This is a genomic window from Synechococcus sp. MIT S9509 (assembly GCF_047303035.1).
Classification (GTDB): domain Bacteria; phylum Cyanobacteriota; class Cyanobacteriia; order PCC-6307; family Cyanobiaceae; genus Synechococcus_C.
Genome location: NZ_CP138940.1, coordinates 2,514,254 through 2,538,579 on the forward strand (window position 1 = coordinate 2,514,254; position 24,326 = coordinate 2,538,579).

Here is a 24,326-nt window from a genome sequence, read left to right on the forward strand (position 1 = left end):
CCCGTCGAGATGTTCGACGCTGATGTCGGTGAGGACGTCTTGAGCGCTCTGATCACCTTGTTGTTACTGGTGCTGGCAATCGCATGTTTCGTTGGCGGTTGGCTTGCACCGGAACTGGTTGCCTTGTTGGCTGCAGGCTTGCTGATGGCCACAGGCGTGCTCACGCCAACGGAAGCCCTCGCTGGTTTCGGCAGTCCTGCCTTGATCACCTTGGTGGGTTTGTTTGTGCTCTCCAATGGCTTGCTCCACAGCGGAGCCTTGGATCGGTTGCGGGAATTGCTGGCCTCCCCCCGGATCCGTAATCCCAGCCAGTTGATGCTGGTGTTGGGATTTGTGGTGGCTCCGATCTCCGGGTTCATTCCCAACACTCCGATTGTGGCGATCTTGCTGCCGGTGGTGCAGGGTTGGTGTCAACGCCGTGGGATCAGCCCCTCGCGAGTGTTGATGCCCTTGTCCTTTGCCACTCTGATTGGCGGCACGATCACCCTGATTGGCACGTCCACAAGCTTGCTCGCCAGTGATCTGGTGACGCGCCTGGGCTATGGCTCCTATGGGCTGTTTTCATTCACTGCGATCGGTATTCCGGTATGGCTGATCGGTGCCTGCTATCTGGTGATTGCTGGTCGCTTCTTGCCCGATCGCGGTGATCAAAGGGATGACAATCTTCAGGCCTTGAGCCGAGATGGGTACCTCACCGAGGTGGTGATCCCAACCCTTTCGCCGCTGTGCGGCGTCACCCTGTATGCAAGCAGGCTGCAACGTCGATTTGATGTGGATGTGCTCGATGTGCATCGCGATGGGCAACGACTTCAGCCTCCTCTGGCGCAGTTGCGTTTGCAAGCGTCTGATCGCTTGCTGTTGCGCTGCAGCCGCCAGGAGCTGTTGCGTTTGCAGCAAGACCGGATGGTCGATCTAGCCGGCACCCTTCTCGCCGATGAGTTGCCCCATATCCGCCATGCCGAAGTCGTGGTGCCGGCCGGCTCTTTGCTCGCCGGCACCACGCTGCGTGAGCTGCGCTTTCGCCAGCGTTTTAATGCGACTGTTCTGGCAGTGAATCGTGCTAACAGCACCCTGCTCGATCGCTTGGGATCGGTGGTGCTTCGAGAGGGAGACATGCTGCTGCTGCAGGCTCCACTTGATGCTTTGCGCGGCCTGCAGCAAGCAAGCGATCTGGTGGTGCTCGACCAGCTCGACGATGATCTGCCCTCCACCCACCGCAAGGGCCTGGCGATCAGCGTGATGCTGGCTGTACTGCTGCTGGCCGGCTTCAAGGTCATGCCTCTTGTCGCCGCTGTGCTCTTGGGAGTTGCGGTGTTGGTGATCGGCAACTGCCTGGATGCCGGAACGGCTCTGCGTTCGATTCGCTGGGATTTGTATCTGCTGCTGGGTGGTTTGTACAGCTTCAGTGTGGCCCTGCAGAAAACGGGGCTTGCTGATCAGGCGGCCTCCAGCCTGCTCACGTTGCTCCAACACAGCTCCGCTTTTGGAGCCTTGCTGGTGATCTATGCGATCACCCTGGTGGCCACTGAACTGCTCAGCAATGCGGCTGCCGTAGCCCTGGTTTTACCGATCGCTGCTGCTGTGGCCACCGGCTTGGAGCAGCAGCCGATGTTGTTTGCCACCGCTGTGGTGTTTGCTGCCAGCCAGAGTTTTCTCTCGCCGATTGGCTATCAAACCAACTTGATGGTATTTGCCCCTGGCCGCTATCGCTTCTTGGATTTTTTCCGCTTTGGTTGGCCCCTCTCGCTGGCCTACACCCTGATGGTCCCAATACTATTGCTTAATTTATCATAAACTTCGTCAACTCCGGCGGTGGGGTGAGCAGCGCTCGCAGTGATGCGGAGGCGGTCGCTACCACTGATTGGTGCAACAGCTCGGCATGCCACCAACTGCTGCAGAGATTTGTGCACTGGGGATGGAGAGGCTGGTGCTGGAGGGAGCGGCTAACCCTTATGGAGCAGCGGCCCGGCTGACGGCAATGCCTGTTCCGCATCTGTATCTGTTCAACCGCGTCGAGCAAGCGGAAAATCTGGCTTTGGCCTCAGCCAGGCAGTTGCGGCCTGCTGGTCTGTTCGTTGAATTGGATGGTTCCGGTACTGCCTTTGGCAAGCAGTTCAAGCGAGCCGATCGCAGTGGCTCTGCCTGGGCTGCGGTGATGGGGATGAGGAAGCTGAAGCCGGTCAGTTGCGTCTTAAGCCGTTGTTGGCCGAGGGCGAGGAGAGTTGTTTGGTGCTGAATGATCCGGATGCAGCAGTGTCCATCCTCCAGACCAATATTTAGATGCGGTTCGCTCGTTGTGATCAGCGATAACCTTCCTGCATTTGATGGCTAAGGTCCAAAAACTTAATGTCTGATGCTTCTATTCATTCGATCTGCTGCATAGGTGCTGGCTACGTAGGCGGACCCACCATGGCGGTCATCGCCGATCGCTGCCCAGACGTTCAGGTCACCGTCGTTGATCTCAATCAGACCCGTATTGATGCCTGGAATCACAGCGATCTGGGCAAGTTGCCGGTGTACGAACCAGGCCTGGATGCCGTGGTGGGGCGTGCGCGAGGTCGCAACCTGCATTTCTCAACGGCTGTGGATGATGCGATCGCCGCTGCAGACATGGTGTTCATCTCGGTGAACACACCCACCAAAACCAAAGGGCTTGGTGCCGGGCAGGCCAGCGATCTGCGCTGGGTGGAAGCATGTGCCCGTCAGGTGGCTCAATCGGCAACGGGCCATACGATTGTGGTGGAGAAGAGCACCCTGCCGGTTCGCACCGCAGAAGCCGTGAAGGCCATCCTCTCTGCTGCGGAGCAATCCTCTGAGGGTTCCCGATGCAGTTTCGCGGTTCTTTCCAATCCTGAGTTTCTGGCGGAAGGTACCGCGATCCCTGATCTTGAGTCGCCGGATCGGGTGCTGATCGGGGGCGAACATCCTGAGGCCATCGATGCCTTGGCATCGGTGTATGGCCAATGGGTTCCGCAAGAGCGCATTCTGCGCACCAACCTATGGAGCAGCGAGCTCTCCAAGCTCACGGCCAATGCTTTTCTGGCCCAAAGGATCAGTTCGATCAATTCTGTTGCGGCCCTTTGTGAAGCCACGGGCGCTGATGTGCGTGAGGTGGCCCGGGCGATCGGCACTGATAGCCGCATTGGTTCGAAATTTCTGCAGGCCGGTCCTGGCTTTGGTGGCAGTTGCTTTCAGAAAGACATCCTCAATCTTGTGTATCTCTGTAGGCATTTTGGGCTTCCTGAGGTGGCCAACTACTGGGAATCGGTGGTGCAACTGAACAGTTGGCAGCAGCACCGCATTGCTCGCACGGTGGTGCAGAAGCTGTTTGGTACCGTCACAGGCAAACGCCTGGCCATTTTTGGTTTTGCTTTCAAAGCAGACACCAACGACACCCGTGAAGCCCCGGCCATCCGCATTGCCAAAGACCTTCTTGAAGAGGGTGCTCAGCTCGCCATCCATGATCCCAAGGTGGATCCCGATCAAATCGCTCGCGATCTGAACTTGCCCGCCAGCACCGCACCGGATTCCGAGTCCGGCCCTACGCGAGCTGCACTCAGCGGTGAGGGCACCTGGTGGCCCACTGGCGACATCGCCTCGGCGTTGAAGGGAGCTGATGCCGTGCTCATCCTCACGGGGTGGAGTCAATACCAAGAGCTCGATTGGTCGTCACTGGCGCCATTGATGCGTCAGCCCGCCTGGGTGTTTGATGCCCGATCGGTGGTCACACCGGCTGAGGTGCAGGCCGCTGGTTTGAATCTCTGGCGTGTGGGTGAAGGCCAGCCATGAAGCGCCCCATTCTGGTCACCGGTGCTGCTGGCTTCATTGGCGCAGCCCTCAGCTTGCGCTTGCTGGAACGCGGCGAACGGGTCGTTGGTATCGATAACCTGAACAACTACTACGACCCCAAGCTCAAACGCGCCCGCCTTGCACGAATTGAGCAGGCAGCTATTGCGGATGCCTGGCGGTTTGAAGAGCTAGCGCTGGAGGATTGTGAAGCGTTGATGGCTCTGTTTGCTGCAGAGCAACCCCGGGTGGTGGTCAACCTGGCAGCGCAAGCGGGCGTTCGCTACTCGTTGGAGAACCCAGCGGCCTACATCCAGAGCAATCTGGTGGGTTTTGGCCACATCCTTGAAGGCTGTCGTCATCACGATGTGGACAACCTGGTTTACGCCTCAAGCAGTTCTGTTTATGGCGGTAATCGCAACCTGCCGTTCCATGAGCGTCAGCCGGTGAATCATCCGGTGAGTCTGTACGCCGCCAGCAAGAAAGCCAACGAGCTGATGGCCCACACCTACAGCCATCTCTATGGCCTCCCGGCAACCGGTCTGCGCTTTTTTACGGTTTATGGCCCCTGGGGCCGGCCGGATATGGCACCGATGCTTTTTGCTAAGGCGATTCTGGCTGGTGAGCCGATCAAGGTGTTCAACCACGGCAAGATGCAGCGTGATTTCACCTACATCAACGACATCGTCGAAGGCGTACTGCGCTGCTGCGACAAACCAGCAACCGCCAATCCCGAATTCGATCCGCTTCAGCCCGATCCGGCAACGGCTGCTGTGCCGCATCGCCTGTTCAACATCGGTAATAGCCAACCCATAGAACTACTGCGCTTCATTGAGGTGTTAGAGCAGGCGCTGGGCAAAGAAGCGATCAATGATTTTCAGCCGATGCAGCCTGGTGATGTGGTGGCGACTGCTGCAGACACGCAGGCTTTGGAGAAATGGGTTGGGTTCCGTCCCAGCACCTCGATCGAAGAGGGTGTTGATCGCTTTACAGCTTGGTACCGGGAGTTTTACGGCGTCTGAGTGGCATGATCACTGGGCTGAAGGTTTTCTATGGCCTATTGGCTGAGCAAAATTCTGCCTCTTTTTGTGTTGCCTCTTGACCTGAGTCTGGTCATGCTGTCTGTGGGCTTGATCGGTCGCTGGCGCTGGCAAGTGATCAAGGCTGTTGTATTGCTCTGGATTTGTTCGCTGGGGTTGGTGAGCTAGGCACTCTGGCGCTGGTTGGAGAACCCTTGGCAACGCCAATCGGCAGCCGATGCATCATCTGCTGACGCGATTGTCGTGCTCAGTGGCGGGCGTCACCCGGCTCCGGGCGCTGCGAAAGTCAGCGAGTGGCATGACCCGGATCGATTCCTCGCTGGGCTTGATCTGTATCGGCAGGGCAAAGCACCGCTTGCTGTTCACCGGCGGTGCTAGTCCGTTTCGCCCCGGCCAGCCACCAGAGGGGCAGCTTTATTTGGAGGAGGCTGAGCAGCTGGGTATCCCCGCTGCGGCGATGCAAAGCACGCCGCCCGTTGTCAATACAGCCCAGGAAGCCGTTGCGATTCGTCAGCTGTTGAATGGCTCTGATCGTTCAACCACGACCCCACGCATTCTTCTGGTCACCAGCGCGTTCCACATGCGCAGAGCCCAACGCTTGTTAGAGCGTCAGGGGCTGAACTTGGTGCCATTCCCGGTGGATTTTCACGCCCGTGGCCAATGGGCAGGACCGATTTTGCGGGACCCACCCAGTGGCTTCAAACCACTGAGGCTCTTGATGGCAGTTTCCGAGCTTTGCATGGGTTGCTTGGGAGACTGGTTTACAAGGCCTGGTAGCTCTTCGCTACACGCTTGGATATTTCCGCTGGCAGGAATCAGGTTTGCTGGATGTTCAGGTGCATGGTCAGCTCGCGTAGCTAGACCATGCTCCCGGCTGAGATTCGCCAACGCTTTGGCTTGGGTTCTTCTCAGCGCCTGGAGTGGATGGCTAGGGAGCTGGCTGATGAGCTCTTCGCGACGAGCGTCCTTAATGGAGACCAAGCCAGTCTCTGAAAGCCAGCTTCAGCTCGTCCATCACGGTTGTCTCCATATAGCCAATCGAGCTGCCGATGTCGTCGATTGGAACCGTGAAGAGCTTGTCGACCATGAGCTGGGATCGTTTGCGTAGGCCATTTATGGCGCTGGGCTCAACCATGATGCGCACCAAAGGGTCTCGATCAGGGTGCTGGTGAGTGGACACAGCGTGACGCTGGGATGGCCCCAGAGCCAACGATTTGCCTGTACAACAACCGCTGGTCTGGGTTTGCCGGAATAGGCACCTGGGCTGGCCACGGTGATGACATGACCTCTTTGGATTTGCAGAGCACTCATGCTGTCCAGTCGTCCCAGTCGGGGATTGGTTCGGACCATTGCTGAGTGCTGCTGTAGGCCGATATCAAGTTGGATTGGCGCTTGGCCTCCTCGTCTCCGTCAAAGCGGGATAAATAATGGGCAATGGCATCTGCCTCTGAAGGCAACTGGTGGAGTCGTTGATCTTGAGTTAGTCAATCAGCTTCGTGATCAAGACGCTTGATTGCAGAACGGATTGCTCTGCTTGATGTCAACGTGCTGATCGCATTGATCGATCCTCAGCATGTTCACCATCAACCAGCCCATGCTTGGTTTCAGGCTCATGGTGCCGACGGTTGGGCGTCTTGTCCGTTGACGCAGAGTGCATTGCTGAGAATTCTTGGCAACCCTCGCTACCCCAACAGTCCAGGCAGTCCAGCGGTTTTGATGCCGCTACTCCAAGAACTGCTGGCCCATCCGGCCCATGTGTTTTGGCCTGATTCGCTCTCCTGGAATGAGGCTGATCTGTTTTTGTCAGATGAGCTCCTGCATCATGGTCAAATCACGGACACCTATCTGCTTGCTCTGGCGGTTCATCACGAAGGAGTGCTGATCAGCTTTGATCAACGACTGAGACCTCGATCGGTTCGCGGAGGGACGGCGGTTTTACAGCTCATCCAACCAGAGTCCTCTTGAAGTAATCGGTGCTCTTGTCCAGGAAGTTGTGGATTCAGCAGCGGTCGTAATAGCGCTTGCCATCCTCCCGTTTCTGGCGGTGTCGCCCGGCTTCTCTGCGCGAATACTCGCTTGCTGTGGGGTTGGCCACGACAGGGTCAACATGCGCAACCTGTCCCCATAAGTCTCTTGGAGCCCAGCGCACGGTGTGATTCACTTGGTCGTGCTTGATCACATGGCACCAGTGCAAGCTCCCGCATTTGGGGCAATACAACTCCTCCAACCACTCATTGCTGAGCACCAGAACCGGATAGGCGTTGATTATCAGCTGGGCGCGTTTAGCTGGAATGCCTCGCTCTTGCAATTGACCTGGCTGCAAGAGATGCAGGTAATACTTCCTGCCATTGCCTTCGATGAGTTGCTCAGGGTGCGCGGGACAAAAGAGTTGCCGCTTCCTGGGGCGGCGATTGCGTTTGGTTGAACTTGACACCTTTGAGTCGGCTTGCTTCTGGACAAAAAGAACCATCAGAGACTCACTAGCTCACCAATCGTATGCCGGCGACGATGCAGAAATTGCATCATGAATTGCATTTCTTCTGCGATCAAAGTTGATACGGTCGATCAATTATGAAACGCTTGTATAGGCTGGAAAAACCCCACAAAAAAACCGGGTATGTACCCGGAATTTTTAAATGAAACGACGAAACTATTCAAGCCGAGCCAACACCGGTGTAGGAACCATAAAAGAACAATCCGACAACAAAGATTGCAGCCATACCGCCTGCAGTGGCGACAAGCCAAAGAGGCAAGGTTCCTTCTGTCCAGCGTGAGCGCCACTTGACTGCAGGAGTGCCGTCAGGAAGTCGATCAGGTATACGGCCGTCAGGGAGACCGGATTTCTTACCGCTCATGGTTTGAATCCTCAGTTAAAGAAATAGCTGGAAAACAGAATGCCTGTGACGAACACAAACAGAAGACCCAGATAAAGACTGGTTCGGTTGAGTTCAACCGGCAGGGTATTGGGGTTTTTGTTGCGCTCCATGATGTCTCAGAACTGGTGGGGAATCAGCGGCGAATGAATTGCATGGCGGCCAAAGCGCCGATAAAAAACACCGCGGGGACTCCCAGGGTGTGCAACGCGAGCCAGCGCACGGTGAAGATCGGATAAACGCGTGGCTTGGAAGAGGTGGGTGTTTGAGTCATGAAAAATTCTTATTTCAGCCGTGAGTCGAGGCTCGACTTACCCTCGAAGCGCTGATCAACAACGGGAGCTTTACTCTCGCTGGCTTGGTAATACGAGTCAGGGCGAGGAGTTCCGAAGGCGTCATAGGCAAGGCCTGTAGACACAAACAAAAACCCGGCCAAGAAGATCGAAGGCAGGGTGATTGCGTGGATCACCCAATAGCGGATGCTGGTGATGATCTCGAAAAACGGGCGTTCGCCCGTTGAGCCGCCGGCCATGACTTCGGGTGTAAGAGCTTAATTATCCTAATGGCATGAGTCCGGTTACTGCGCCTCACCCCAGCTAGTTGGTTACAGAGCGTTGTTCGCTACGAGTTCTCAATAGCTGTCAAGTCAGCGCTGACCAGCGCAGCATCAGACCCCGCTCACCCAACAGAAACGCGTGCTGTTGGCGATCAGTGTCGTCGAAAACAAAACGAGTGAAATTTGTTGGAGCCTGAATGCTTTCAGGATCACGTTCCCAGCTGTTGCCCTCATCGCGGCTAACCAGCAGGGTTCCGTTGCCGCCGCTGGCCCAGATCGCTCCGTCGTCAGACCAAGCCATGTCCAGATAGCCATAGCCGTTGGTGATGGGGATGATCGGTTTGCTCCAGCTTTCGTTGTCGGCAGCATCCTCGTTGAAGCGAATCTGAGCTCCTCGAGCCACCATCCACAGTTTTCCATTGGGCTGGTAGCCAATGCTCTGCAGCCTTTGACTGCTCACACGCTGGTGAACCTGCCAGACCGGCTGTCCTGGATCCCAGGTGGCGTAGAAGTTGCCCAGGCTGCTCACGCTGACGTAGGCACCATCAGGACTGCGGCGCAGGTCACGGGTTGCACCTGCTGCATCACTCACTTCGGCGTCCCAGCTGCCACCACCATCACTAGTTCGGTAAACAGCTCCCACATTGGTGGCCAGCTCCGCATTGTTCGGCCCGAGGGCAGTGATCAGGTAGGGCTCGCCTGGCAACTTGGTGTCCAAGAACAACCGCGTCCAGTTCTGGCCCCCGTCAGTGGTGTGCATCAGCAAGCCAGGCTGTCCGGCGATCCAGCCGTCATCAGCATCAAAAGCAATGCTGATCAGGCGGAAGTTCTCTTCCTCCGGCAGATCCAGGCTGCGCTCGTTCCAGCTTGCGCCACCATCGTTGGTCTCCAGAATCAGGCGGTTACTGCCCACCAGGAAGCCATGGTCAGCACTGGTAAATGCGATATCCAGCGGATTGGCCTGGGTGTTGAGATTGATCACCTGCCAGGGGCTGGTGGTCGCGGTCGGAACTTTGGTGGTCACGCAACCAGCGAGCCCGAAGCCGATGCAGACCACGAGTGCCAGCTGTGCAAGGGATTTAATCAGAGAATTCATGCCGGATCGAGATAAAGGCAGGCTTGGAGAAATGCGCAAGATTCAGTGCGTCAAGACTTAGCGCAGTGAATACAGCGAAAGGAAAAATGCGAATCCCAAAGCCAGGCTGCCAAAGATCAGCACATTTTTCTGGCCAGGAGTCAGTCGATTGACGCCCAGACCGAAATCGAGATTCTCTTCGAAACCGCTGGCTTTCGATCGTGGTCCGATATCTCGGAACGCGCCAACTCTGCTGCGGCAGACCGGACAGCGAAATGTGAATGCGTCTAGCTGTTGAAAAGCAGTTCCCGATTCGATCCGCAACTTCTTGACACCTTCTTCGGGGTCATAGACGAATCCGCAGCTCCTGCACTCGAAACGGTGTGTGAGTGGATCGCTCGCCTGCTCAGCCAGAGTTTTTTCCGGGGCGCGGACCTTCGCCTCAACCGCTTCATCTGGGGAAGCCCCCGATTCAGACCCCTGTTGCAGATCTGAATCAGCGGTGATTTGACCCGCAGGATCCTGCGGCGCTTGTTGTTCGTCGCTCACCGCTGACAGACATGGGAGACCACTCTATCGACGTCAACTGAAGAAGCGTCAGGCAGAGGTTGCAAATGCCAGACTGAGCCGCAGATTGGATCCGCACAGATGTTTGTGCTCCAGGGTTATGACGCCTTCCTCGGCTTCTTGCTGATAGCGGGAGCTGTGCCTGTGCTGGCCTTGGTGACCAACAAGCTGGTGGCACCGCGCAGCCAGGTTGGTGAGCGAGAGCTCACCTATGAATCCGGCATGGAGCCGATCGGCGGAGCCTGGATTCAGTTCAACATCCGCTATTACATGTTCGCGCTCGTCTTCGTGATCTTTGATGTGGAGACGGTTTTCCTCTATCCCTGGGCCGTTGCATTCCACCGGCTAGGTATTTTGGCTTTCATAGAAGCGCTGGTCTTCATTGCCATCCTCGTGGTGGCTTTGGCCTATGCCTGGCGCAAGGGCGCCCTGGAGTGGAGCTGATCCCATGACCTCATCGATCGAACGAGCTGCAACAACAGACGAAGCCCCCTCGATTCAGGCCGTCCGAGATCTGAGGGAATCCAGCTGTGGTCCAGTGGCAGGCGCTGCCGATGGCGTGCCAACGGTCACCCAGGACCTCAGTGAAAACATCATCCTCACCAGTCTTGATGATCTGCACAATTGGGCTCGCTTGAGCAGTCTCTGGCCACTTCTCTATGGAACGGCCTGTTGCTTCATTGAATTCGCTGCCTTGCTGGGTTCTCGTTTTGATTTCGATCGTTTCGGTCTTGTGCCACGCAGCTCACCTCGCCAGGCAGATCTTCTGCTCGTTGCCGGCACGGTCACGATGAAGATGGCCCCCGCATTGGTGCGTCTGTATGAGCAGATGCCCGAACCCAAATATGTGATTGCGATGGGCGCCTGCACCATCACCGGCGGCATGTTCAGTTCGGACTCAACCACGGCTGTTCGCGGGGTCGACAAGCTGATTCCCGTTGACCTGTATCTCCCGGGCTGCCCGCCGAGGCCTGAAGCGATTTTTGATGCGGTGATCAAGCTCCGCAAAAAAGTGGCCAACGAGTCTGTGGCCGATCGTCGTTTGCTGATGCAAACCCATCGTTACTGCACGGTCGAGCATGCGATGACCCCCGTTGAACCCATCGTCACCGGCGCCTATCTGCGCGCTGAAACGCAGGTTGCCGCTCTCCAGCCAGGCGCCGGACTGCCGATGCCGGCACTGGAGACAGCTGAGCCCGTCACGATCCCTGAGGAATCATGAGCGCCACCCCTGAGAAGCAAACCAAAGCTGACGTTCCAGTAACTACAGGCCCCGAGCCCGGGCCGGTCAGTCAATGGCTGAGTGAGCAGGGCTTTGAGCATGCAGTGCTGGATCCCGACCATGTTGGAGTTGAACAGATCGGCGTTGAGGCACTGTTTCTGCCTGTGATTGCGGCAGCTCTGAAAAGCCATGGCTTTGATCATTTGCAGTGCCAGGGCGGCTACGACGAGGGCCCCGGGCAGCAGCTGGTCAGCTTCTATCACTTCATTGCATTGGGGGAAGTTGCCGAAGGGCTCGTGGATCAGCTGCGCGAAGTGCGTCTGAAAGTGTTTCTGTCCAGAGAGGGAGAACCAACTATTCCCAGTCTCTATGGCCTGTTTCGAGGAGCTGACTGGCAGGAGCGAGAAACATTCGACATGTTCGGGATCAGTTTCGAAGGCCATCCCCATCCCAAGCGTTTGTTGATGCCCGAAGACTGGACCGGCTGGCCGTTGCGCAAGGACTATGTGCAGCCAGATTTCTACGAAATGCAGGACGCTTACTGAGTCAGCTCGCCATTAAGGGTTTGTCGGTCTTGTGCTTCCTGTAAAAGCGCATCACTCCCAGAGCCAGGCTTCGGGGATCGTGCCTCATAGTTGCTGTGGGCCGCGTCCCCTGAAGGGGAGCTTCCATCACGTCGTATCCCTCGCTTTCCAGCTCGCGACGATTGCAGATCACCGGCTCGGCACCGCGTGAGCGGTAGTGGTTGATCAGTGGTGATTCGTGGATTGGCTCCTGTGCCAGCACGGCATCAAACAACCGATTGTTGATTCCCAGAGAGGCCAGCTGCGCTTCGATGGCCCTCAGATGTCCGCTCACATCCAACCCATCGGTTTCACCAGGCTGCGTCATCAGATTGCAGATGTAGAGCCTTGGTGCGCGGCTGCGCTGGATCGCACTCACCAGTTCAGGCACCAGCAGGTTCGGAAGCAGCGAGGTGTAGAGGCTGCCAGGTCCAAGAAGGATCAGATCGGCTTGGGCAATGGCTTCAAGAGCCCTCGGCAGCGCGGGGGGGCGTTCCGGCAGACAGCCCAGGCGAACAATCGGGCTCGGGGCCTTTCCGATCGCCGATTCCCCTTCAATGCGCCGGCCGTCTTCCAGTTCCGCCCACAGCCGCACATCCACATTGGTTGCCGGCACCACCTGTCCCTGAACCGCCAGCACGCGGCTGGAGGCCGTGATCGCGGTTTCCAGGCTGCCGGTGATGGCGGTGAGCGCCGACAGGAACAGATTGCCGAAGCTGTGACCTTCCAGTCCGCCTCCGGCTGAGAACCGGTATTGGAAAAGACGTGTCAGCAGGGGTTCCTCGGTGGAGAGTGCGGCCAGACAGTTGCGGATGTCGCCCGGAGGCTGCACCCCCAGTTCCCTGCGCAGCACTCCGCTGCTGCCGCCGTCATCCGCCACGGTGACGATGGCCGTGATGTGGCTGCTGTAGCGCTTGAGGCCGCTTAACAACGTGGACAGTCCGGTTCCACCTCCGATGGCCACGATGTTTGGCCCACGATTCAGCCGGCTTTTGGCGCGAAGCGCATCCACCAGCACGGTGTCTTTTTCAGGTGCCAGCGCCTGCTGGATGGATCCGAAGCTGCGGCTTTGCCCCCAGAGCAGCAGGCCCACTCCCACAAGCAGCACCAATGGTCCGGTGATTCCCCTCGGCAACACCCGGGTGATCCAGCTCAGGGATTCCTGGATGGCCCAGAGCATCCAGTAGATCGGCTGCAGGTCGGCCCAGACGGCAGCGCCGAGCAGGGCCAGCATCAGTCCGATCCCGGAGGTGAGCAACCAGCGCTTCACCACCAGACCTGGCTGAAGCCAACTCACCGCTCGGCGTGAGCGCAACATCAGATCACGCTGCCGTGCAGCTTGTATGGCTCGGATGCGTTGACGGCGTCCGCGGTGAGTGGGGCTGCTCAAGTGGTATCCGGGGCCAGGGTTGTCGTTTCCCTTGCGATGAGGGAACTGTACGGAAGTTGTTCCTGATGGCCATCCCTTCAGTGCAAACGAGGCAAGATGGGCGCGCAACGCACAACAGCTCTGTGCAGACCCGGCTGGACCCGACATCTCCAGCAACCCAGGTTCCTGTGGTGGAGATGCGTGACCTCACGATGCAGTGGGGGGCCAAGCCTGTGCTCGACAACGTGACACTCTCCATGCAACCGGGAGAGCGCATTGCCGTGGTTGGGCCTTCAGGCGCGGGCAAATCCACTGTCCTGCGCTTACTGGCGGGGCTGCAGCTGCCCACAGCCGGTGAACTGCGCCTGTTTGGGGAACTGCAGGACTATCTTCGCCTCGATCAGCGTCGTCCGCCCGACGTGCGTCTGGTGTTTCAGAATCCTGCCTTGCTGGCTTCCCTCACGGTTGAGGAAAACGTTGGCTTTCTGTTGATGCGTCTTGGGCGCTTGAAGCCTGCCCAGATCAAAGAGCGCGTTCAGCAGTGTCTTGAGGCAGTCGGGCTCAATGATGTGGCCGATAAATACCCAGGCCAGCTCAGCGGCGGCATGCAGAAACGGGTGAGTTTCGCCAGGGCACTGATTGATGACCCCGATCGTGAAGAAGGGGCGATGCCCCTGTTGCTCTACGACGAGCCGACGGCGGGGCTGGATCCGGTGGCCTCAACCCGGATTGAGGATCTGATCGTGAAGACCACCACCGTGGCCCGTGGCTGTTCGGTTGTAGTGAGCCATGTGCACAGCACCATCGAGCGTTCGGCGGAACGGATCGTCATGCTCTACGGGGGGCGTTTCCAATGGGACGGAACGGTGGATGAGTACCGAGCGACCGATAACCCCTACGTCGTTCAGTTCAGGACAGGTAACCTGCGCGGACCAATGCAGCCCTCTGACCAATGAGCCATGCGCCGTAGTGTCCGTGAAGCCCTTGTTGGGTTTTCGATCGTTGGAGCGATCGCAGGATTTGCAGGCACCATGCTTTGGCTCAGAGGTGTGCGTCTTGGTTCGGAGACCTGGACGGTGACTGCGGATTTCGCCAATGCCGGAGGACTGGCGGCCCGTTCACCGGTCACGTTCCGGGGAATCATGGTTGGCACGGTGCAATCCATTGAAGTCACACCAATGGCGGTGAAGGCAACCCTTGAGATCAGTGCTGATGATCTGAAACTTCCCTTGCCTGTGAAGGCCTCTGTTTCGTCCTCCTCCCTGCTGGGGGGTGATTCCCAGGTCGAACTGGTCACAACCGGTGCGCCGCTGCCCAAGGATGCACCAAGGCCGAATTCAGGCCGTTGCGCAAAGAGCGGCATCCTTTGCAATGGAGCCACGTTGCCCGGCGAGTCGGCTGCCAGTCTCACCACTGTGACGGCTTCCCTCGAGCAGCTGCTTGATGAAGCCAAGAAGTCGAATCTGATCCCCACGTTGGTGGAGTCCACCAAGCAGTTCGGGATCACCAGTCAGGACGCCTCCAAGTTTCTCGACACAGCCGATGTGGCTGCGGAGAACGTCGACACGCTGGTCAGCCAGCTGCGTGCCGAGGTGGCCAGAGCCAAACCCACGATCCAAAATCTGAACAGGGCCACTGCCGAAGCGGCTCAGGCTGCGGCACACATCAACAACCTGGCTGGGGCCATCGACAACCCTGAAACGGTCAGTGATCTCAAGCAGACGGTGACCAATGCCCGTGAACTCACAGCTCGCATCGATCAAGTGGGGGGCGACATCGAACAGCTCACCGATGATCCCCGTTTCATGCAAGGGTTGCGCAGCGTGATGATCGGGCTAGGCACCTTGTTCGAGGAGGTTTATCCCGCTCAGACCAACTCTTCACAGTGAAGTTGAGGTGTCAGGTCACTGCATTGATCGCCTCCATGGCGATCGATGCGATCGCCTGATCACTGGCCTTGGGCAGCTGCACGTATTTGCCCCCAGCAGCTTCGGCCAGATCTTTGCCCATGCCACTGCCGATGAATTTGCGTTCGGTGTCGATCACCAGCAGCTTGATGCCAAGCATCCGGTAGCGCGCCGCGACATCCAGCACTTCCTGTTTGAGGTCGGGCTTTTCTTCGCCTTCCAGCTCAGGCTGGCCGAGGGATGTACTCAGTGGCACGTTGCCACGACCATCGGTGATCGCTACCACCACCACCTGGCCCAGGTCGCCTGTGGCCAGTGCATTGGCGCCAACGCGGGCTGCCTGGGTCAATCCGTGGGCCAGCGGTGATCCGCCGCCGCAGGGCATCGATTCCAGGCGCCGGCGCGCTGCGGTGATTGAGCGTGTGGGAGGCAGCAGCACCTCGGCCTGATCGCCGCGGAAGGGGATCAGCGCCACCTCGTCGCGGTTTTCGTAGGCCTCGGTGAGCAGCCTGATCACGGCACCTTTGGCGCTTTGCATGCGGTTCAGGGCCATGGAGCCGCTGGCATCCACCAGGAAGATCACCAGGGCTCCGGCCTGGCGCTGCAACAGCTTGGCGCGCAGATCGGCTTCTTCAACGATCACGCTGCGTCCAGGCTGGCGTTCTCGCCTTGCTTTCTGATAGGGCGCCGCCGCACGCAGCGTGGCGTCCACGGCGATGCGGCGCACAGGCCCCCTGGGCAGCATCGGTTTGACATAACGGCCGCGGCTGTCGCTGAGCACCACCGAACGACTGCCGCTGCTGCCGCTCTTGCTCTTTGCAGCGTTGAACAGCAGCAGGTCGGGATCAATGGACACCGCCTCGGGATCCAGCATGAACTCTTCGGGGACCGAGGGCGGTGCCTCGTCCTGGTCAAGCTCTTCATCCTCATTGTCGTTGTTCTCGTCTTCACCGCTGTCGCTGGAGTCCTCCTCGGGAGGGTCGTTCTGATCCTGATCAGACCCTTCAGGCGGCGGTGGCTGATTCTCCGGGTTCTGTTCGCCCGCGTCCGGTGGCGGCGGGTTCTGGTCCTGAGGGGGTTCCGGCGGTGGCGGTGGCTCCATCTGCTGATCCGGCGGCGGCAGTTGCGACGCGCGCGGTGCGATCACCAGGGCCACAGCCACCTGCAGGTCGTCCGCTTCGACCTGTTCACGGCCGCTGAGGGCTGCATGGGCCCTGGCAACACGCACGGCATAGAGCTCGGATCGGTGCCCCTCCACGCCTCCGCGGATCGCTTCGGTCACCAGGTATTCGATCTGCTCATGGCTGATGCGCACGTCCGGCAACCACTGCCGGGCCAGCAGCAGCTGGGTCGCCAGAGCATCGGTTTCCTCCTTCCAGCGCTCGGAAAAGCTGCGGCTGCACTGGCCGTGGCTCAGCACCGCATTGGTGATGTCCACGCGTTCTTCCGTGCTCACCAGCTGATTGGCTGAGAGGGCGATCGCAAAGCGGTCGAGCAGGTGGTCGCGCACATTGCCCTCTTCGGGGTTGTAGGTGGCGATCAGCAGCGGTCTGCAGGGGTGGCTGAGGCTGAGGCCTTCCCGTTCCACCTGGTTTTGGCCAGAGCCCACCGCTGCCAGCAGCAGATTGATGATGCCGTCATCGAGCAGGTTGAGCTCATCGACATAGAGCACCCCGCGATGTGCTTCGGCGAGCAACCCCGGCTGGAACACGGGGCTGCCGCTGGCCAGTGATGCGGCCACGTCCACGGCACCCACCAGTCGGTCCTCAGTGATGCCGAGGGGCACCTGCACGAAAGGAGCGGGAATCACCTTGGAGGGTGGTTCGCCGCTCAGCTGCTCGCGCCAGCTCCCATCCCATTCCTCCGGTCTGGTCGGATCGAGGTTGAGTCCGGGACCTGCAGGCACATCGGTGCTCTCCTGATCCAGCACCTCGATTGGTGGCAGCAGGGCGTGCAGGCCCCGGGCCAGAACCGATTTGCCGGTGCCTCTGCCTCCGGCGATGATCACCCCGCCGAGGCTGGGGTCCACCGCTGCCAGCATCAGCGAAAGTTTCAGCGTTCCATGGCCTGTGATGGCTGCCAGTGGGAAGGCGCGGCTCGCCTGTTCCTGAGCAGCTGTGCTGGCCAGTCCGCTGGCGACCCCTCCACCTGAAACCATGAATGTTTGCCGGCCCTGCGCGTGAGCGCCAGTCTCGCTGATCAGGCTCATCCCCTCGCCATCGCTCTTGGGGCGAATCTGCCCAGCAGTACAGGTGTGCCCCGCCAGACCTTGATCGCGGTGCGTCCTCTGCTGGAGCAACTTGTAACGACCTGGGCCGGGACTGGGGCGGGAGAGATCCGCTGCTCCTGGTCGCCACTGCTGGAGACGATTCCGGTGGGCGGGCCTCCAAGGCAGCCCCTGTACTGCAATGCCGTGGTGCTGTTCAACGCTGTGCAGGGTCCTGCTTCCGAGGCAGCGGCCTTGGAGTTGCTCGCCGAGCTGCATCAGCTTGAGCGATGTTTCGGGCGTGATCGGGATCAGGAGCTGCCATGGGGGCCGCGCAGCCTTGATCTGGATCTCCTCTTCTGGGGTGAATGGCGTCTGGACCATCCGCTCCTGGTGTTGCCTCACCCTCGCCTGCACCTGCGCGCGTTTGTTATTGAACCCCTGCTGGCAGCCATGCAGCGTTCAGTGGAGTGGAGTAACTGAATCAAAACTTTAAAATTGAAAAATTTGTTTTTCCAATTTCGCTTTTGACCATGCAAGGGGAATTAATGCTCTATTTGAAAGTCAGTTTTTTAAGGATTTTTATTCATGCTGCATGGAACTCTAAGCAAAATTAACCTATTGTATTACGATATTTTTAGAGTATAGAAAATTCCTGGACTGCTTGGATCAGGTGTATGTGCAGTGTTAAATTGTGAAAGATCTAAGAAGTTGAAAATTTGCGTTAGAGACCTGAAAAATATCTACTTTGTATTTAAATACTTTCCAGGACTCTTGCAATTGTGTTAATATTATTTTTTAGAGGTTACGAAATCGCTAACGGTTTGTTGAAATCTTGCAAACATTTCTTGTGTCATGCCGTGATGTACTGGAAGGAGGACGCCATTCTCCATAACGTTGTCAGAGTTAGATAGGCCTGATTTTGAAACTCTTTTTTGAATGTTTTTGCACATTGGCTGCCTTGTGACATTGCCCGTAAAAACAACCCTGGTCTGAATGCTCCTTTGTTCCAAGTAAATTTGAAATTCTCTACGTTTGAATGGGGCTGAATTCTTAATTATTACTGGAAAGGCAAGCCATGCAGTTTCGCAGTTGGGATTTTCTAGTGGAGTATCAAAAAAATCTCCGAAGCTGTCAAAAAAATCTTTTTGAATTTTGAAATTGTGTTGCCTTGTTTTAATGTTGGCGGGTAGTTTTTTAATCTGCTCCAGACCAAAAGCTGCCCCTATTTCCGAGCCTTCTAAATTGTACCCTACGGTTTCAAATACAAATTTTGCGTCGTATTCAATTCCATCCAGATTGACATTGAAGCGATTTTCTATTGTTTCACTATTTTCGTCAAAAAGTGAAGAGCTTCGCCCCCAAGACCTAAGCAGTTTTGCTCTTTCTAGTGCTGAATCATCGTTGAGAGCCAAAGCCCCACCATTTCCGGCGCAATTGATGATGTGGGAGCCGTAAAAGCTAGTAATTGATAAATCTGTATATGAACCGCTGCTCTTCCCGTGAAGTGTTCCTCCAATTGTGTCAGCAGAGTCTTCGAGTAAAAGCAGATTGTGTTTTTGAGCAATTTCTCTAATTATGTCCCAGTCGCAGATATTGCCCATCAAATTAGGCGCCAATATGGCTACGGTTTTATTTGTAATAGCCTCTTCTATCTTTAAAGGGTCAATATTGAATGTTAAGGGTTCAACGTCAACGAAAACCGGTATTAAGCTGTTTTTAGCTAAGCATCCAACTGTAGTTGAGAATGTCAGCGCAGGAGTGATAACTTCTGCTCCTTTGGGGAGATTCAAGGCTTCGACACCTATGTAAAGTGCTGAAGAGCCGGAGTTGACATATAAGCAATATTTTTTACTGAATAAATCGGCTACTTTTTTTTCAAATTTACGTGAGTATTTTCCCATTTGGGTCGATTCGTTCAAGCAGTTATTTACTGCTTGAATTTCTTCATTTCCGTAAACTGTTTTTGCGTATGAAATCTTTTCCAAATTAATGTTGAAATTCGCATTGCCAATATAACAAAACTTTTAGCTGTCTCGGTGGAATTCAGCGCCCGCAGGGATAGGTATTCACAGCCTGCCTTTTTAGACAAGGCTTTAAGCAAATGCAGCCGCTGGAGCTGCGGGGGAATGTTGAAATGTGAAAGAACGTCAATGCTCGATCGTTCAGTGTGATGCCAGTTGAGGAGAGGGTCTCGTCGATCCTGCAGCTCAACCGCCATGCTGGTGCCCGCTGTCCTGACAAGCCATGGCCCCGCTGCCGGCTCCGGAGCCCTACGAGCTGCTGGAGACCATCGAAGCCCTGGATGCGCGCAAGGTCCGTTTCGAGCGCAACCGCATCCGGTTGCCCATGGGAGTGGAGGGCAGCTTCGGGATCATTCGTCATCCCGGGGCATCACTGGCGGTCCCGATCACCGACGGAGGCCAGGTGGTGGTGCTGCGGCAGTATCGCTTCGCCGTTCAGGCCAGGTTGCTGGAGTTTCCGGCCGGCACGCTTGAGGAGGGGGAAGATCCTCTGGAGTCGATGAAGCGGGAACTTGGTGAGGAGGCTGGCTACAGCGCTGCACGCTGGGATGCTCTCGGTCCGATGTTTCCCTGCCCGGGTTACTCCGATGAGGTGATCCATTGTTTCCTGGCCAGGGATCTCACAGCGCTTGAGAACCCCCCTGCCGGTGACGACGATGAAGATCTGGAGGTTCTGCGCATGAGTGTTGCCGAACTTGATGCTCGTCTCGGTTCCGGTGAGGAGTGGCTCGATGGCAAGAGTGTCACCGCCTGGTATCGGGCCAAGCAGTTGCTCGGTTTCTGAATTCATAACGACACATGAGTACCCCACGTACGCTGTTCTGGCACCGCCGCGATCTGCGCCTGTCGGACAACTCCGGTCTTCAGGCTGCCGCGGCACTGGGTCCTGCTGTGACCGGTGTTTATGTGTTTGATCCGGCTCTGATCACACCTCCGCCCCAGCTGCCGCCGATGGCGCCCGCTCGGTTGTGGTTCCTGGTGGAGAGCCTGGTCGAACTGCAGCAGCGCTGGCGTCAGGCCGGGAGTCGCCTGCTGCTGCTGGCCGGTGATCCGGTGCTGCTGTTACCCCGGCTTGCGGCTCTTCTTGACGCACCCACCGTGGTGTGGAGTCGTGATGTGGAGCCCTATGCCCGTGAGCGTGATCGTCAGGTGGCCAAGGCTCTGCAGAACGATGGTCGCAAGCTGCTGGTCGACTGGGACCAGCTGCTGGTGGCGCCGGAGTCACTCAGAACCGGAGGAGGGGACCCATATCGGGTGTATGGACCTTTCCTGCGCAACTGGCGTGGTCAGGTGGAACGGCTTGCCCCCCGCATCACGGAAGCTCCGGAGGGTCTGCAGGATCTGACCGGGTCTCAGCTCCAGCAGATCAGTTCTGCTGAAGGCGATCTTGGTCGGCTCTGTTCACAGGGACAGTTCGAGCTCGAGCGTTTGCGTAGCAGCCATGGATTCGCCGGCACGGAGTTGTGCCCCTGCCGCCCCGGAGAAACCGCTGCTGCGGATCAATTGGCGAGGTTCGCTGACAGTCCCCTGCTGGGCTATGAGCCTGATCGCAATTTCCCTGGGCAGCAGGGGACCTCATCGCTGAGTGCGGCTCTCAGTGTCGGCACGGTCAGTCCGAGGCAGGCCTGGTGCTCTGCCCAGAGCGCCAAGCAGATCGTGCGCAGTGATGAACAGCAGCATGCGATCACGGTGTGGGAGCAGGAGCTGGGCTGGCGTGAGTTTTACCAGCAGGCCTTGTTCCATTTCCCGGAACTGGCGGATGGCCCTTACCGCGAGCAATGGCGACGCTTCCCCTGGGAGAACAACGAAGCGTGGTTTGAGTCCTGGAGAGAGGGCAAGACGGGAATGCCGATCATCGATGCGGCGATGCGTCAGCTCAATCAGAGCGCTTGGATGCACAACCGCTGCCGCATGATTGTGGCGTCTTTCCTGGTCAAAGACCTCATCTGCGACTGGCGTTGGGGTGAGCGGGCCTTCATGGAGCTGGAGGTGGATGGTGATCTCGCAGCCAACAACGGTGGCTGGCAATGGAGTGCCAGCAGCGGCATGGATCCCAAGCCACTGAGAATCTTCAATCCCTCAACGCAGGCATCAAAGTTCGACGCCGACGCCGACTACATCCGTCACTGGTTGCCGGAGCTGCGCCATGTGAACACCAAGGACCTGCTCAGCGGTGACATCGGTGCTCTTGAGCGACGAGGTTATCCAGAACCTCTGATCGATCACAAGAAGCAGCAGGCCCATTTCAAGGCGCTGTACGCCCGGATCCGATCCTGAGCTCAGGCCGCCACGCTGCAGGTCTGCGAATCCAGCGGTGCTGTCTGGCAGAGCAGTGAGCGCAGAACGGAGATCACCTGTTCCTGCTGCTCGTTGGAGAGCTCCGGGAAGATCGGCAGACTCAGCACTTCGCTGCATAACTGCTCGGTGATCGGCAGACGGGTGTCTCGATGCTGATCCGCGTAAGCCGGCTGGCAATGAATGGGAATGGGGTAATAGATGATCGTGCTGACCCCGCGTTCCTGCAGGCTCTGTTTCAGCCAGTCACGGCAATGACTGCTGGGCAGCCCGAACTCGCTGGGATGATCACCGGCACTGGAGGAGATTGGAGCCGGGCAGACCGTGACACGCACAACAAACTGATTCCAGCCATGGTCATGACCCGACGATGCGTCGGGAAGCAGCAGGCCTGGCACATCCCTTAAAGCTTCGCGATAACGCCGGGCGATCTCCCGGCGGCGCTCGACCCATTGGTTGAGCCGCGGCAGTTTCACATTCAGTACTGCGGCCTGGATCGCATCGAGCCTGCTGTTGTATCCCAGATCCGTGTGCAGGTAGCGGCGGGGCATGCCATGCACGGCCAGCTCGCGCATGCGTTGAGCAAGAGAATCGTCGTGGCAGGTCACGGCGCCTGCATCACCAGCCGCTCCGAGATTTTTGGTGGGAAAAAAGCTGAAGCAGCCCGTATCGCCCCAGCTGCCGACGGGTTTGCCGTTCCAGCTGGCGCCTGTGGCCTGAGCGCAGTCTTCGATCACGCGAAGGTTGTGTTCTGCGGCGATCGCCATTAACCGCGTCATGTCAACGGGCCGCCCAAACAGATGCACTGGGATCAGGGCTTTTGTTGCAGGCGTAATCGCTGACGCGATCTGATTGAGATCGATCAGGTAAGTGAGTGGATCCACATCCACAAACACAGGAGTCGCTCCCACGGCACTGATCGCTTCGGCCGTGGCAAAGAAGCTGAAGGAGGCTGTGATCACTTCATCACCAACCCCTATGCCCAGGGCTCTCAACGCCAGGATCAGGGCATCCGTGCCGCTGTTGCAGCCAACCGCATGCGCCGTGCCGACCTTTGCAGCGAAGGCTGTTTCAAACGTTTTGATTTCGGTGCCACCGATGTACTGCCCGCTGCGCAGCACACGCAGCGCGGCTTCATCAAGTTCAGGCCCCAGGTCGGCGAGCTGCTGACTGAGACTGAAGGGAGGCACCTGCATGGGTGGCACCTTAAGCCGGTGCCCCGAACCACGGTGGCTCTTGTCCGGGATGCCACTTGATGTTGCAGCCGACAGATGGTCTCTGTTCTCCGCTGACAGGCTGCCCGTTCAGGACCGCATCCAGTGCCATGCGCAGATCGCGACCATCCAGTGGCTGATCGTTCCCTGGGCGGCTGCCGTCGAGCTGACCGCGATAACGCAGGCTCTGGAGGCCCGCTTCATTGGGGCTGAACAGGTAGAACTCAGGTGTGCAGGCACCTTTCAGAGCTTTGGCCAGGCTTTGCTGTTCATCGAGGAGATAGGGAAAACGCCATTGCCGCTGCTCTGCCTGATGGCGCAGCCCTTCCGGGCCATCCTGCGGATGGGTGATGAGGCTGTTGCTGGAGATGGCCAGCAGGGTCACTGCTGGGCTGTAGTGCTCAGCAAGCCTGCTCAGCTCGGGCTCCACATGCTTCACAAATGGGCAGTGTGCACAGATCAGCATCAGCAGCAGCGGTTGTGGAGGCAGCTCGCTGTCGCTGAGTGTTGCTGCGGCAACGCCATTCCTCAAGCCTCCGCTCACCACGGGCAACCGGAACGCGGGCAGCGCTTCGCCAAGGGGCAGCATGGTCGAGGGAGTGACAGCCATGGCGAACGAGCAACAGATGGTGCATCGCTCTTCATCCTGGTTCAGACTCGGTTCCTGGCGCAGAGAATGTGTGCTCAGGCTTGCCAAGGCAGCTCGGATCTCCTGCATCACTGTTGTTCTGGCTCTTGCGTCCTGCTTGGGTGCCCAGCAGCGCGCCAGTTGGAAGGTGTTCCCACTTCAGCGGCGGACGCCCCATGACGGCCTTGCGGTTGTGAGCCAGCCCGATGGCTTCGGTCTTCACCTCTTTCTCGAAACCAATTCCGACGACCCAGCGGTCTGCACACCACGCTGGTTTCCCGACGCTGCCCGTCTTTTCAACGGCAACGGCACAGCACCTTTCAGTGCAGGGCTTGCACCACGTGAGGAATTCTTCGCTGCCGTGCGCAGGGGCGATGTGCGACGGGCGCTGCAAAAGGAGTTGAAGGCTCTCTGCCAGCAGCGTGCTCCTGAGGCCCGCTGGCAGTGGACTCCCCCTCCCACAGAAGCATCAGAGCTGACGCCTGTCCGGCTACCGGCCTATGAGGAGCGGGATCTGCTGATCGACCCCAAAGAGGAAAAGCAACGTGAGAAGAACCTCCTCGGAGACGATCAGAAGCCTTCCCAGACCACGGGTTCAGCGTCTCGCCAGTAGCGACTGAAGCGCCCGAGCCGAGGGGGGCGCGGCATGTCAACAAACGGTTCGGGTGCAAGCAAGTCCAGCTGGCAGTGCTGTTCGATGGACTGAGCGATGCGTTCCAGGCGTGGATCGACGGGCAGGCTGCTCACCACTCCATCGGCTTGATGACGCTCAACGAAGGCGATCACTTCCCTGGCGACATCACCCTTGCGCAGGGTGACGGGCAGATCCAGGGCGCTTTCGTAGAGGAATCCGAGACGTTTACGACTGATGCAGGCTTCGCGGATCCACCGGGTGTCAAAGACAAAGATGGCCGGACGATCCGGCTGTTCAAGCAGCGCCGGATTGCGGGAACCGAGAGCTTCCTCATGCACCCAGATGATTGGTCGTTGCAGAGTCATGG

Annotated in this window: 32 protein-coding genes and 1 pseudogene; 18 read left to right on the forward strand and 15 right to left on the reverse strand. The window is 57.9% G+C overall.

The window, feature by feature from the left end:
- Positions 1-39 precede the first annotated feature (39 nt).
- The 7 genes and pseudogenes from SIB73_RS13930 to SIB73_RS13960 form a co-directional block, all read left to right on the forward strand.
- Positions 40-1,794 carry an SLC13 family permease gene (locus SIB73_RS13930; protein ID WP_413439639.1) on the forward strand — a complete coding sequence of 585 codons (1,755 nt, stop codon included), beginning with the start codon at positions 40-42 and terminating at the stop codon, positions 1,792-1,794.
- Between the two features lie 85 nt (positions 1,795-1,879).
- A complete protein-coding gene (locus SIB73_RS13935; protein ID WP_413404190.1) occupies positions 1,880-2,236 on the forward strand; it encodes a His/Gly/Thr/Pro-type tRNA ligase C-terminal domain-containing protein in 357 nt (118 codons plus the stop codon).
- Positions 2,237-2,346: 110 nt separating this feature from the next.
- Positions 2,347-3,789, forward strand: a complete 1,443-nt coding sequence (locus SIB73_RS13940) for a nucleotide sugar dehydrogenase (protein WP_413404188.1) — start codon at positions 2,347-2,349, stop codon at positions 3,787-3,789.
- Complete coding sequence (locus SIB73_RS13945) at positions 3,786-4,808, forward strand: NAD-dependent epimerase (protein ID WP_413404186.1); 1,023 nt, start codon at positions 3,786-3,788, stop codon at positions 4,806-4,808. Before SIB73_RS13940 ends, SIB73_RS13945 begins: the two co-directional genes overlap by 4 nt.
- Before the next feature lie 30 nt (positions 4,809-4,838).
- Entirely contained in the window at positions 4,839-4,994 is a 156-nt protein-coding gene (locus tag SIB73_RS13950; protein ID WP_413404184.1) for a hypothetical protein, read from the forward strand.
- Positions 4,995-5,009: 15 nt separating this feature from the next.
- Entirely contained in the window at positions 5,010-5,204 is a 195-nt protein-coding gene (locus SIB73_RS13955; protein WP_413439801.1) for a hypothetical protein, read from the forward strand.
- Positions 5,125-5,418, forward strand: a pseudogene (locus SIB73_RS13960) (YdcF family protein); the annotation flags it as partial. The gene SIB73_RS13955 and the pseudogene SIB73_RS13960, both read left to right, overlap by 80 nt.
- Positions 5,419-5,939: 521 nt before the next feature.
- Here SIB73_RS13960 and SIB73_RS13965 read toward each other — a convergent pair.
- Positions 5,940-6,176 (reverse strand): type II toxin-antitoxin system PemK/MazF family toxin, encoded by a 237-nt coding sequence (locus SIB73_RS13965; protein ID WP_413404182.1) that lies wholly within the window; start codon positions 6,174-6,176, stop codon positions 5,940-5,942.
- A gap of 159 nt (positions 6,177-6,335) precedes the next feature.
- Here SIB73_RS13965 and SIB73_RS13970 point away from each other — a divergent pair, with 159 nt between their 5' ends.
- Positions 6,336-6,791 carry a TA system VapC family ribonuclease toxin gene (locus SIB73_RS13970; RefSeq protein WP_413404181.1) on the forward strand — a complete coding sequence of 152 codons (456 nt, stop codon included), beginning with the start codon at positions 6,336-6,338 and terminating at the stop codon, positions 6,789-6,791.
- A gap of 34 nt (positions 6,792-6,825) precedes the next feature.
- On the opposite strand, the gene SIB73_RS13975 is transcribed toward SIB73_RS13970, so the two are convergent.
- Positions 6,826-6,987: a hypothetical protein gene (locus SIB73_RS13975; RefSeq protein ID WP_413404179.1), complete on the reverse strand. Its 162-nt coding sequence runs from the start codon at positions 6,985-6,987 to the stop codon at positions 6,826-6,828.
- A gap of 18 nt (positions 6,988-7,005) precedes the next feature.
- On the opposite strand from SIB73_RS13975, the gene SIB73_RS13980 reads away from it, so the two are divergent.
- Entirely contained in the window at positions 7,006-7,251 is a 246-nt protein-coding gene (locus tag SIB73_RS13980) for a hypothetical protein (protein ID WP_413439640.1), read from the forward strand.
- A gap of 229 nt (positions 7,252-7,480) precedes the next feature.
- On the opposite strand, the gene SIB73_RS13985 is transcribed toward SIB73_RS13980, so the two are convergent.
- The 6 genes from SIB73_RS13985 to SIB73_RS14010 form a co-directional block, all read right to left on the reverse strand.
- Positions 7,481-7,681, reverse strand: coding sequence for a photosystem II reaction center protein J (locus tag SIB73_RS13985; RefSeq protein ID WP_413404175.1), 201 nt, complete (start codon positions 7,679-7,681; stop codon positions 7,481-7,483).
- 11 nt (positions 7,682-7,692) lie between these two features.
- Positions 7,693-7,812: a photosystem II reaction center protein L gene (locus tag SIB73_RS13990; protein ID WP_066904825.1), complete on the reverse strand. Its 120-nt coding sequence runs from the start codon at positions 7,810-7,812 to the stop codon at positions 7,693-7,695.
- 23 nt (positions 7,813-7,835) lie between these two features.
- Entirely contained in the window at positions 7,836-7,973 is a 138-nt protein-coding gene (gene psbF / locus SIB73_RS13995) for a cytochrome b559 subunit beta (RefSeq protein WP_074160697.1), read from the reverse strand.
- 9 nt (positions 7,974-7,982) lie between these two features.
- Positions 7,983-8,231: a cytochrome b559 subunit alpha gene (psbE, locus tag SIB73_RS14000; RefSeq protein ID WP_413404174.1), complete on the reverse strand. Its 249-nt coding sequence runs from the start codon at positions 8,229-8,231 to the stop codon at positions 7,983-7,985.
- Positions 8,232-8,340: 109 nt separating this feature from the next.
- Complete coding sequence (locus SIB73_RS14005; protein WP_413404172.1) at positions 8,341-9,351, reverse strand: photosynthesis system II assembly factor Ycf48; 1,011 nt, start codon at positions 9,349-9,351, stop codon at positions 8,341-8,343.
- A gap of 57 nt (positions 9,352-9,408) precedes the next feature.
- A complete protein-coding gene (locus SIB73_RS14010) occupies positions 9,409-9,879 on the reverse strand; it encodes a rubredoxin (RefSeq protein ID WP_413404170.1) in 471 nt (156 codons plus the stop codon).
- 99 nt (positions 9,880-9,978) lie between these two features.
- On the opposite strand from SIB73_RS14010, the gene SIB73_RS14015 reads away from it, so the two are divergent.
- The 3 genes from SIB73_RS14015 to SIB73_RS14025 are packed head-to-tail and all read left to right on the forward strand — an operon-like array spanning position 9,979 to position 11,664.
- Complete coding sequence (locus SIB73_RS14015) at positions 9,979-10,341, forward strand: NAD(P)H-quinone oxidoreductase subunit 3 (protein WP_413404168.1); 363 nt, start codon at positions 9,979-9,981, stop codon at positions 10,339-10,341.
- 4 nt (positions 10,342-10,345) lie between these two features.
- Positions 10,346-11,119, forward strand: coding sequence for an NADH-quinone oxidoreductase subunit NuoB (nuoB, locus tag SIB73_RS14020; RefSeq protein ID WP_413404166.1), 774 nt, complete (start codon positions 10,346-10,348; stop codon positions 11,117-11,119).
- Complete coding sequence (locus tag SIB73_RS14025) at positions 11,116-11,664, forward strand: NAD(P)H-quinone oxidoreductase subunit J (protein WP_413404164.1); 549 nt, start codon at positions 11,116-11,118, stop codon at positions 11,662-11,664. The genes nuoB and SIB73_RS14025 overlap by 4 nt, the downstream gene beginning before the upstream one ends.
- Position 11,665: 1 nt before the next feature.
- Here SIB73_RS14025 and SIB73_RS14030 read toward each other — a convergent pair whose 3' ends face one another.
- Positions 11,666-13,000: a gluconeogenesis factor YvcK family protein gene (locus tag SIB73_RS14030; protein WP_413406134.1), complete on the reverse strand. Its 1,335-nt coding sequence runs from the start codon at positions 12,998-13,000 to the stop codon at positions 11,666-11,668.
- Positions 13,001-13,263: 263 nt separating this feature from the next.
- On the opposite strand from SIB73_RS14030, the gene SIB73_RS14035 reads away from it, so the two are divergent.
- Together SIB73_RS14035 and SIB73_RS14040 are read left to right on the forward strand one after the other, a co-directional pair.
- Complete coding sequence (locus SIB73_RS14035) at positions 13,264-14,007, forward strand: ABC transporter ATP-binding protein (protein ID WP_413406132.1); 744 nt, start codon at positions 13,264-13,266, stop codon at positions 14,005-14,007.
- A gap of 3 nt (positions 14,008-14,010) precedes the next feature.
- Positions 14,011-14,940, forward strand: a complete 930-nt coding sequence (locus SIB73_RS14040) for an MlaD family protein (protein ID WP_413404162.1) — start codon at positions 14,011-14,013, stop codon at positions 14,938-14,940.
- 10 nt (positions 14,941-14,950) lie between these two features.
- Here SIB73_RS14040 and SIB73_RS14045 read toward each other — a convergent pair whose 3' ends face one another.
- A complete protein-coding gene (locus SIB73_RS14045) occupies positions 14,951-17,116 on the reverse strand; it encodes a magnesium chelatase subunit D family protein (protein ID WP_413406130.1) in 2,166 nt (721 codons plus the stop codon).
- A 21-nt stretch (positions 17,117-17,137) separates the two neighbouring features.
- Here SIB73_RS14045 and folK point away from each other — a divergent pair, with 21 nt between their 5' ends.
- Positions 17,138-17,647 (forward strand): 2-amino-4-hydroxy-6-hydroxymethyldihydropteridine diphosphokinase, encoded by a 510-nt coding sequence (gene folK, locus SIB73_RS14050; RefSeq protein ID WP_413404160.1) that lies wholly within the window; start codon positions 17,138-17,140, stop codon positions 17,645-17,647.
- Between the two features lie 308 nt (positions 17,648-17,955).
- On the opposite strand, the gene SIB73_RS14055 is transcribed toward folK, so the two are convergent.
- Both SIB73_RS14055 and SIB73_RS14060 read right to left on the reverse strand, forming a co-directional pair.
- Positions 17,956-19,068: a DegT/DnrJ/EryC1/StrS family aminotransferase gene (locus SIB73_RS14055; protein ID WP_413439641.1), complete on the reverse strand. Its 1,113-nt coding sequence runs from the start codon at positions 19,066-19,068 to the stop codon at positions 17,956-17,958.
- A gap of 26 nt (positions 19,069-19,094) precedes the next feature.
- Positions 19,095-19,385, reverse strand: a complete 291-nt coding sequence (locus SIB73_RS14060) for a hypothetical protein (RefSeq protein WP_413404156.1) — start codon at positions 19,383-19,385, stop codon at positions 19,095-19,097.
- 26 nt (positions 19,386-19,411) lie between these two features.
- Between SIB73_RS14060 and SIB73_RS14065 the strand changes: the two genes are divergently transcribed.
- Entirely contained in the window at positions 19,412-19,972 is a 561-nt protein-coding gene (locus SIB73_RS14065; RefSeq protein WP_413404154.1) for an NUDIX hydrolase, read from the forward strand.
- Positions 19,973-19,986: 14 nt separating this feature from the next.
- Positions 19,987-21,465 carry an FAD-binding domain-containing protein gene (locus SIB73_RS14070; RefSeq protein WP_413404152.1) on the forward strand — a complete coding sequence of 493 codons (1,479 nt, stop codon included), beginning with the start codon at positions 19,987-19,989 and terminating at the stop codon, positions 21,463-21,465.
- Between the two features lie 2 nt (positions 21,466-21,467).
- Here the strand turns inward: SIB73_RS14070 and SIB73_RS14075 are convergent, their stop codons facing one another.
- Both SIB73_RS14075 and SIB73_RS14080 read right to left on the reverse strand, forming a co-directional pair.
- Complete coding sequence (locus tag SIB73_RS14075) at positions 21,468-22,679, reverse strand: DegT/DnrJ/EryC1/StrS family aminotransferase (RefSeq protein ID WP_413404150.1); 1,212 nt, start codon at positions 22,677-22,679, stop codon at positions 21,468-21,470.
- Between the two features lie 10 nt (positions 22,680-22,689).
- Entirely contained in the window at positions 22,690-23,307 is a 618-nt protein-coding gene (locus tag SIB73_RS14080; protein WP_413404148.1) for a thioredoxin family protein, read from the reverse strand.
- On the opposite strand from SIB73_RS14080, the gene SIB73_RS14085 reads away from it, so the two are divergent.
- Positions 23,306-23,938 carry a hypothetical protein gene (locus tag SIB73_RS14085; protein WP_413404146.1) on the forward strand — a complete coding sequence of 211 codons (633 nt, stop codon included), beginning with the start codon at positions 23,306-23,308 and terminating at the stop codon, positions 23,936-23,938. The genes SIB73_RS14080 and SIB73_RS14085 overlap by 2 nt on opposite strands.
- Here SIB73_RS14085 and SIB73_RS14090 read toward each other — a convergent pair.
- Positions 23,896-24,324 carry a hypothetical protein gene (locus SIB73_RS14090; protein WP_413404144.1) on the reverse strand — a complete coding sequence of 143 codons (429 nt, stop codon included), beginning with the start codon at positions 24,322-24,324 and terminating at the stop codon, positions 23,896-23,898. The two genes, SIB73_RS14085 and SIB73_RS14090, sit on opposite strands and share 43 nt — an antisense overlap.
- Positions 24,325-24,326 lie beyond the last annotated feature (2 nt).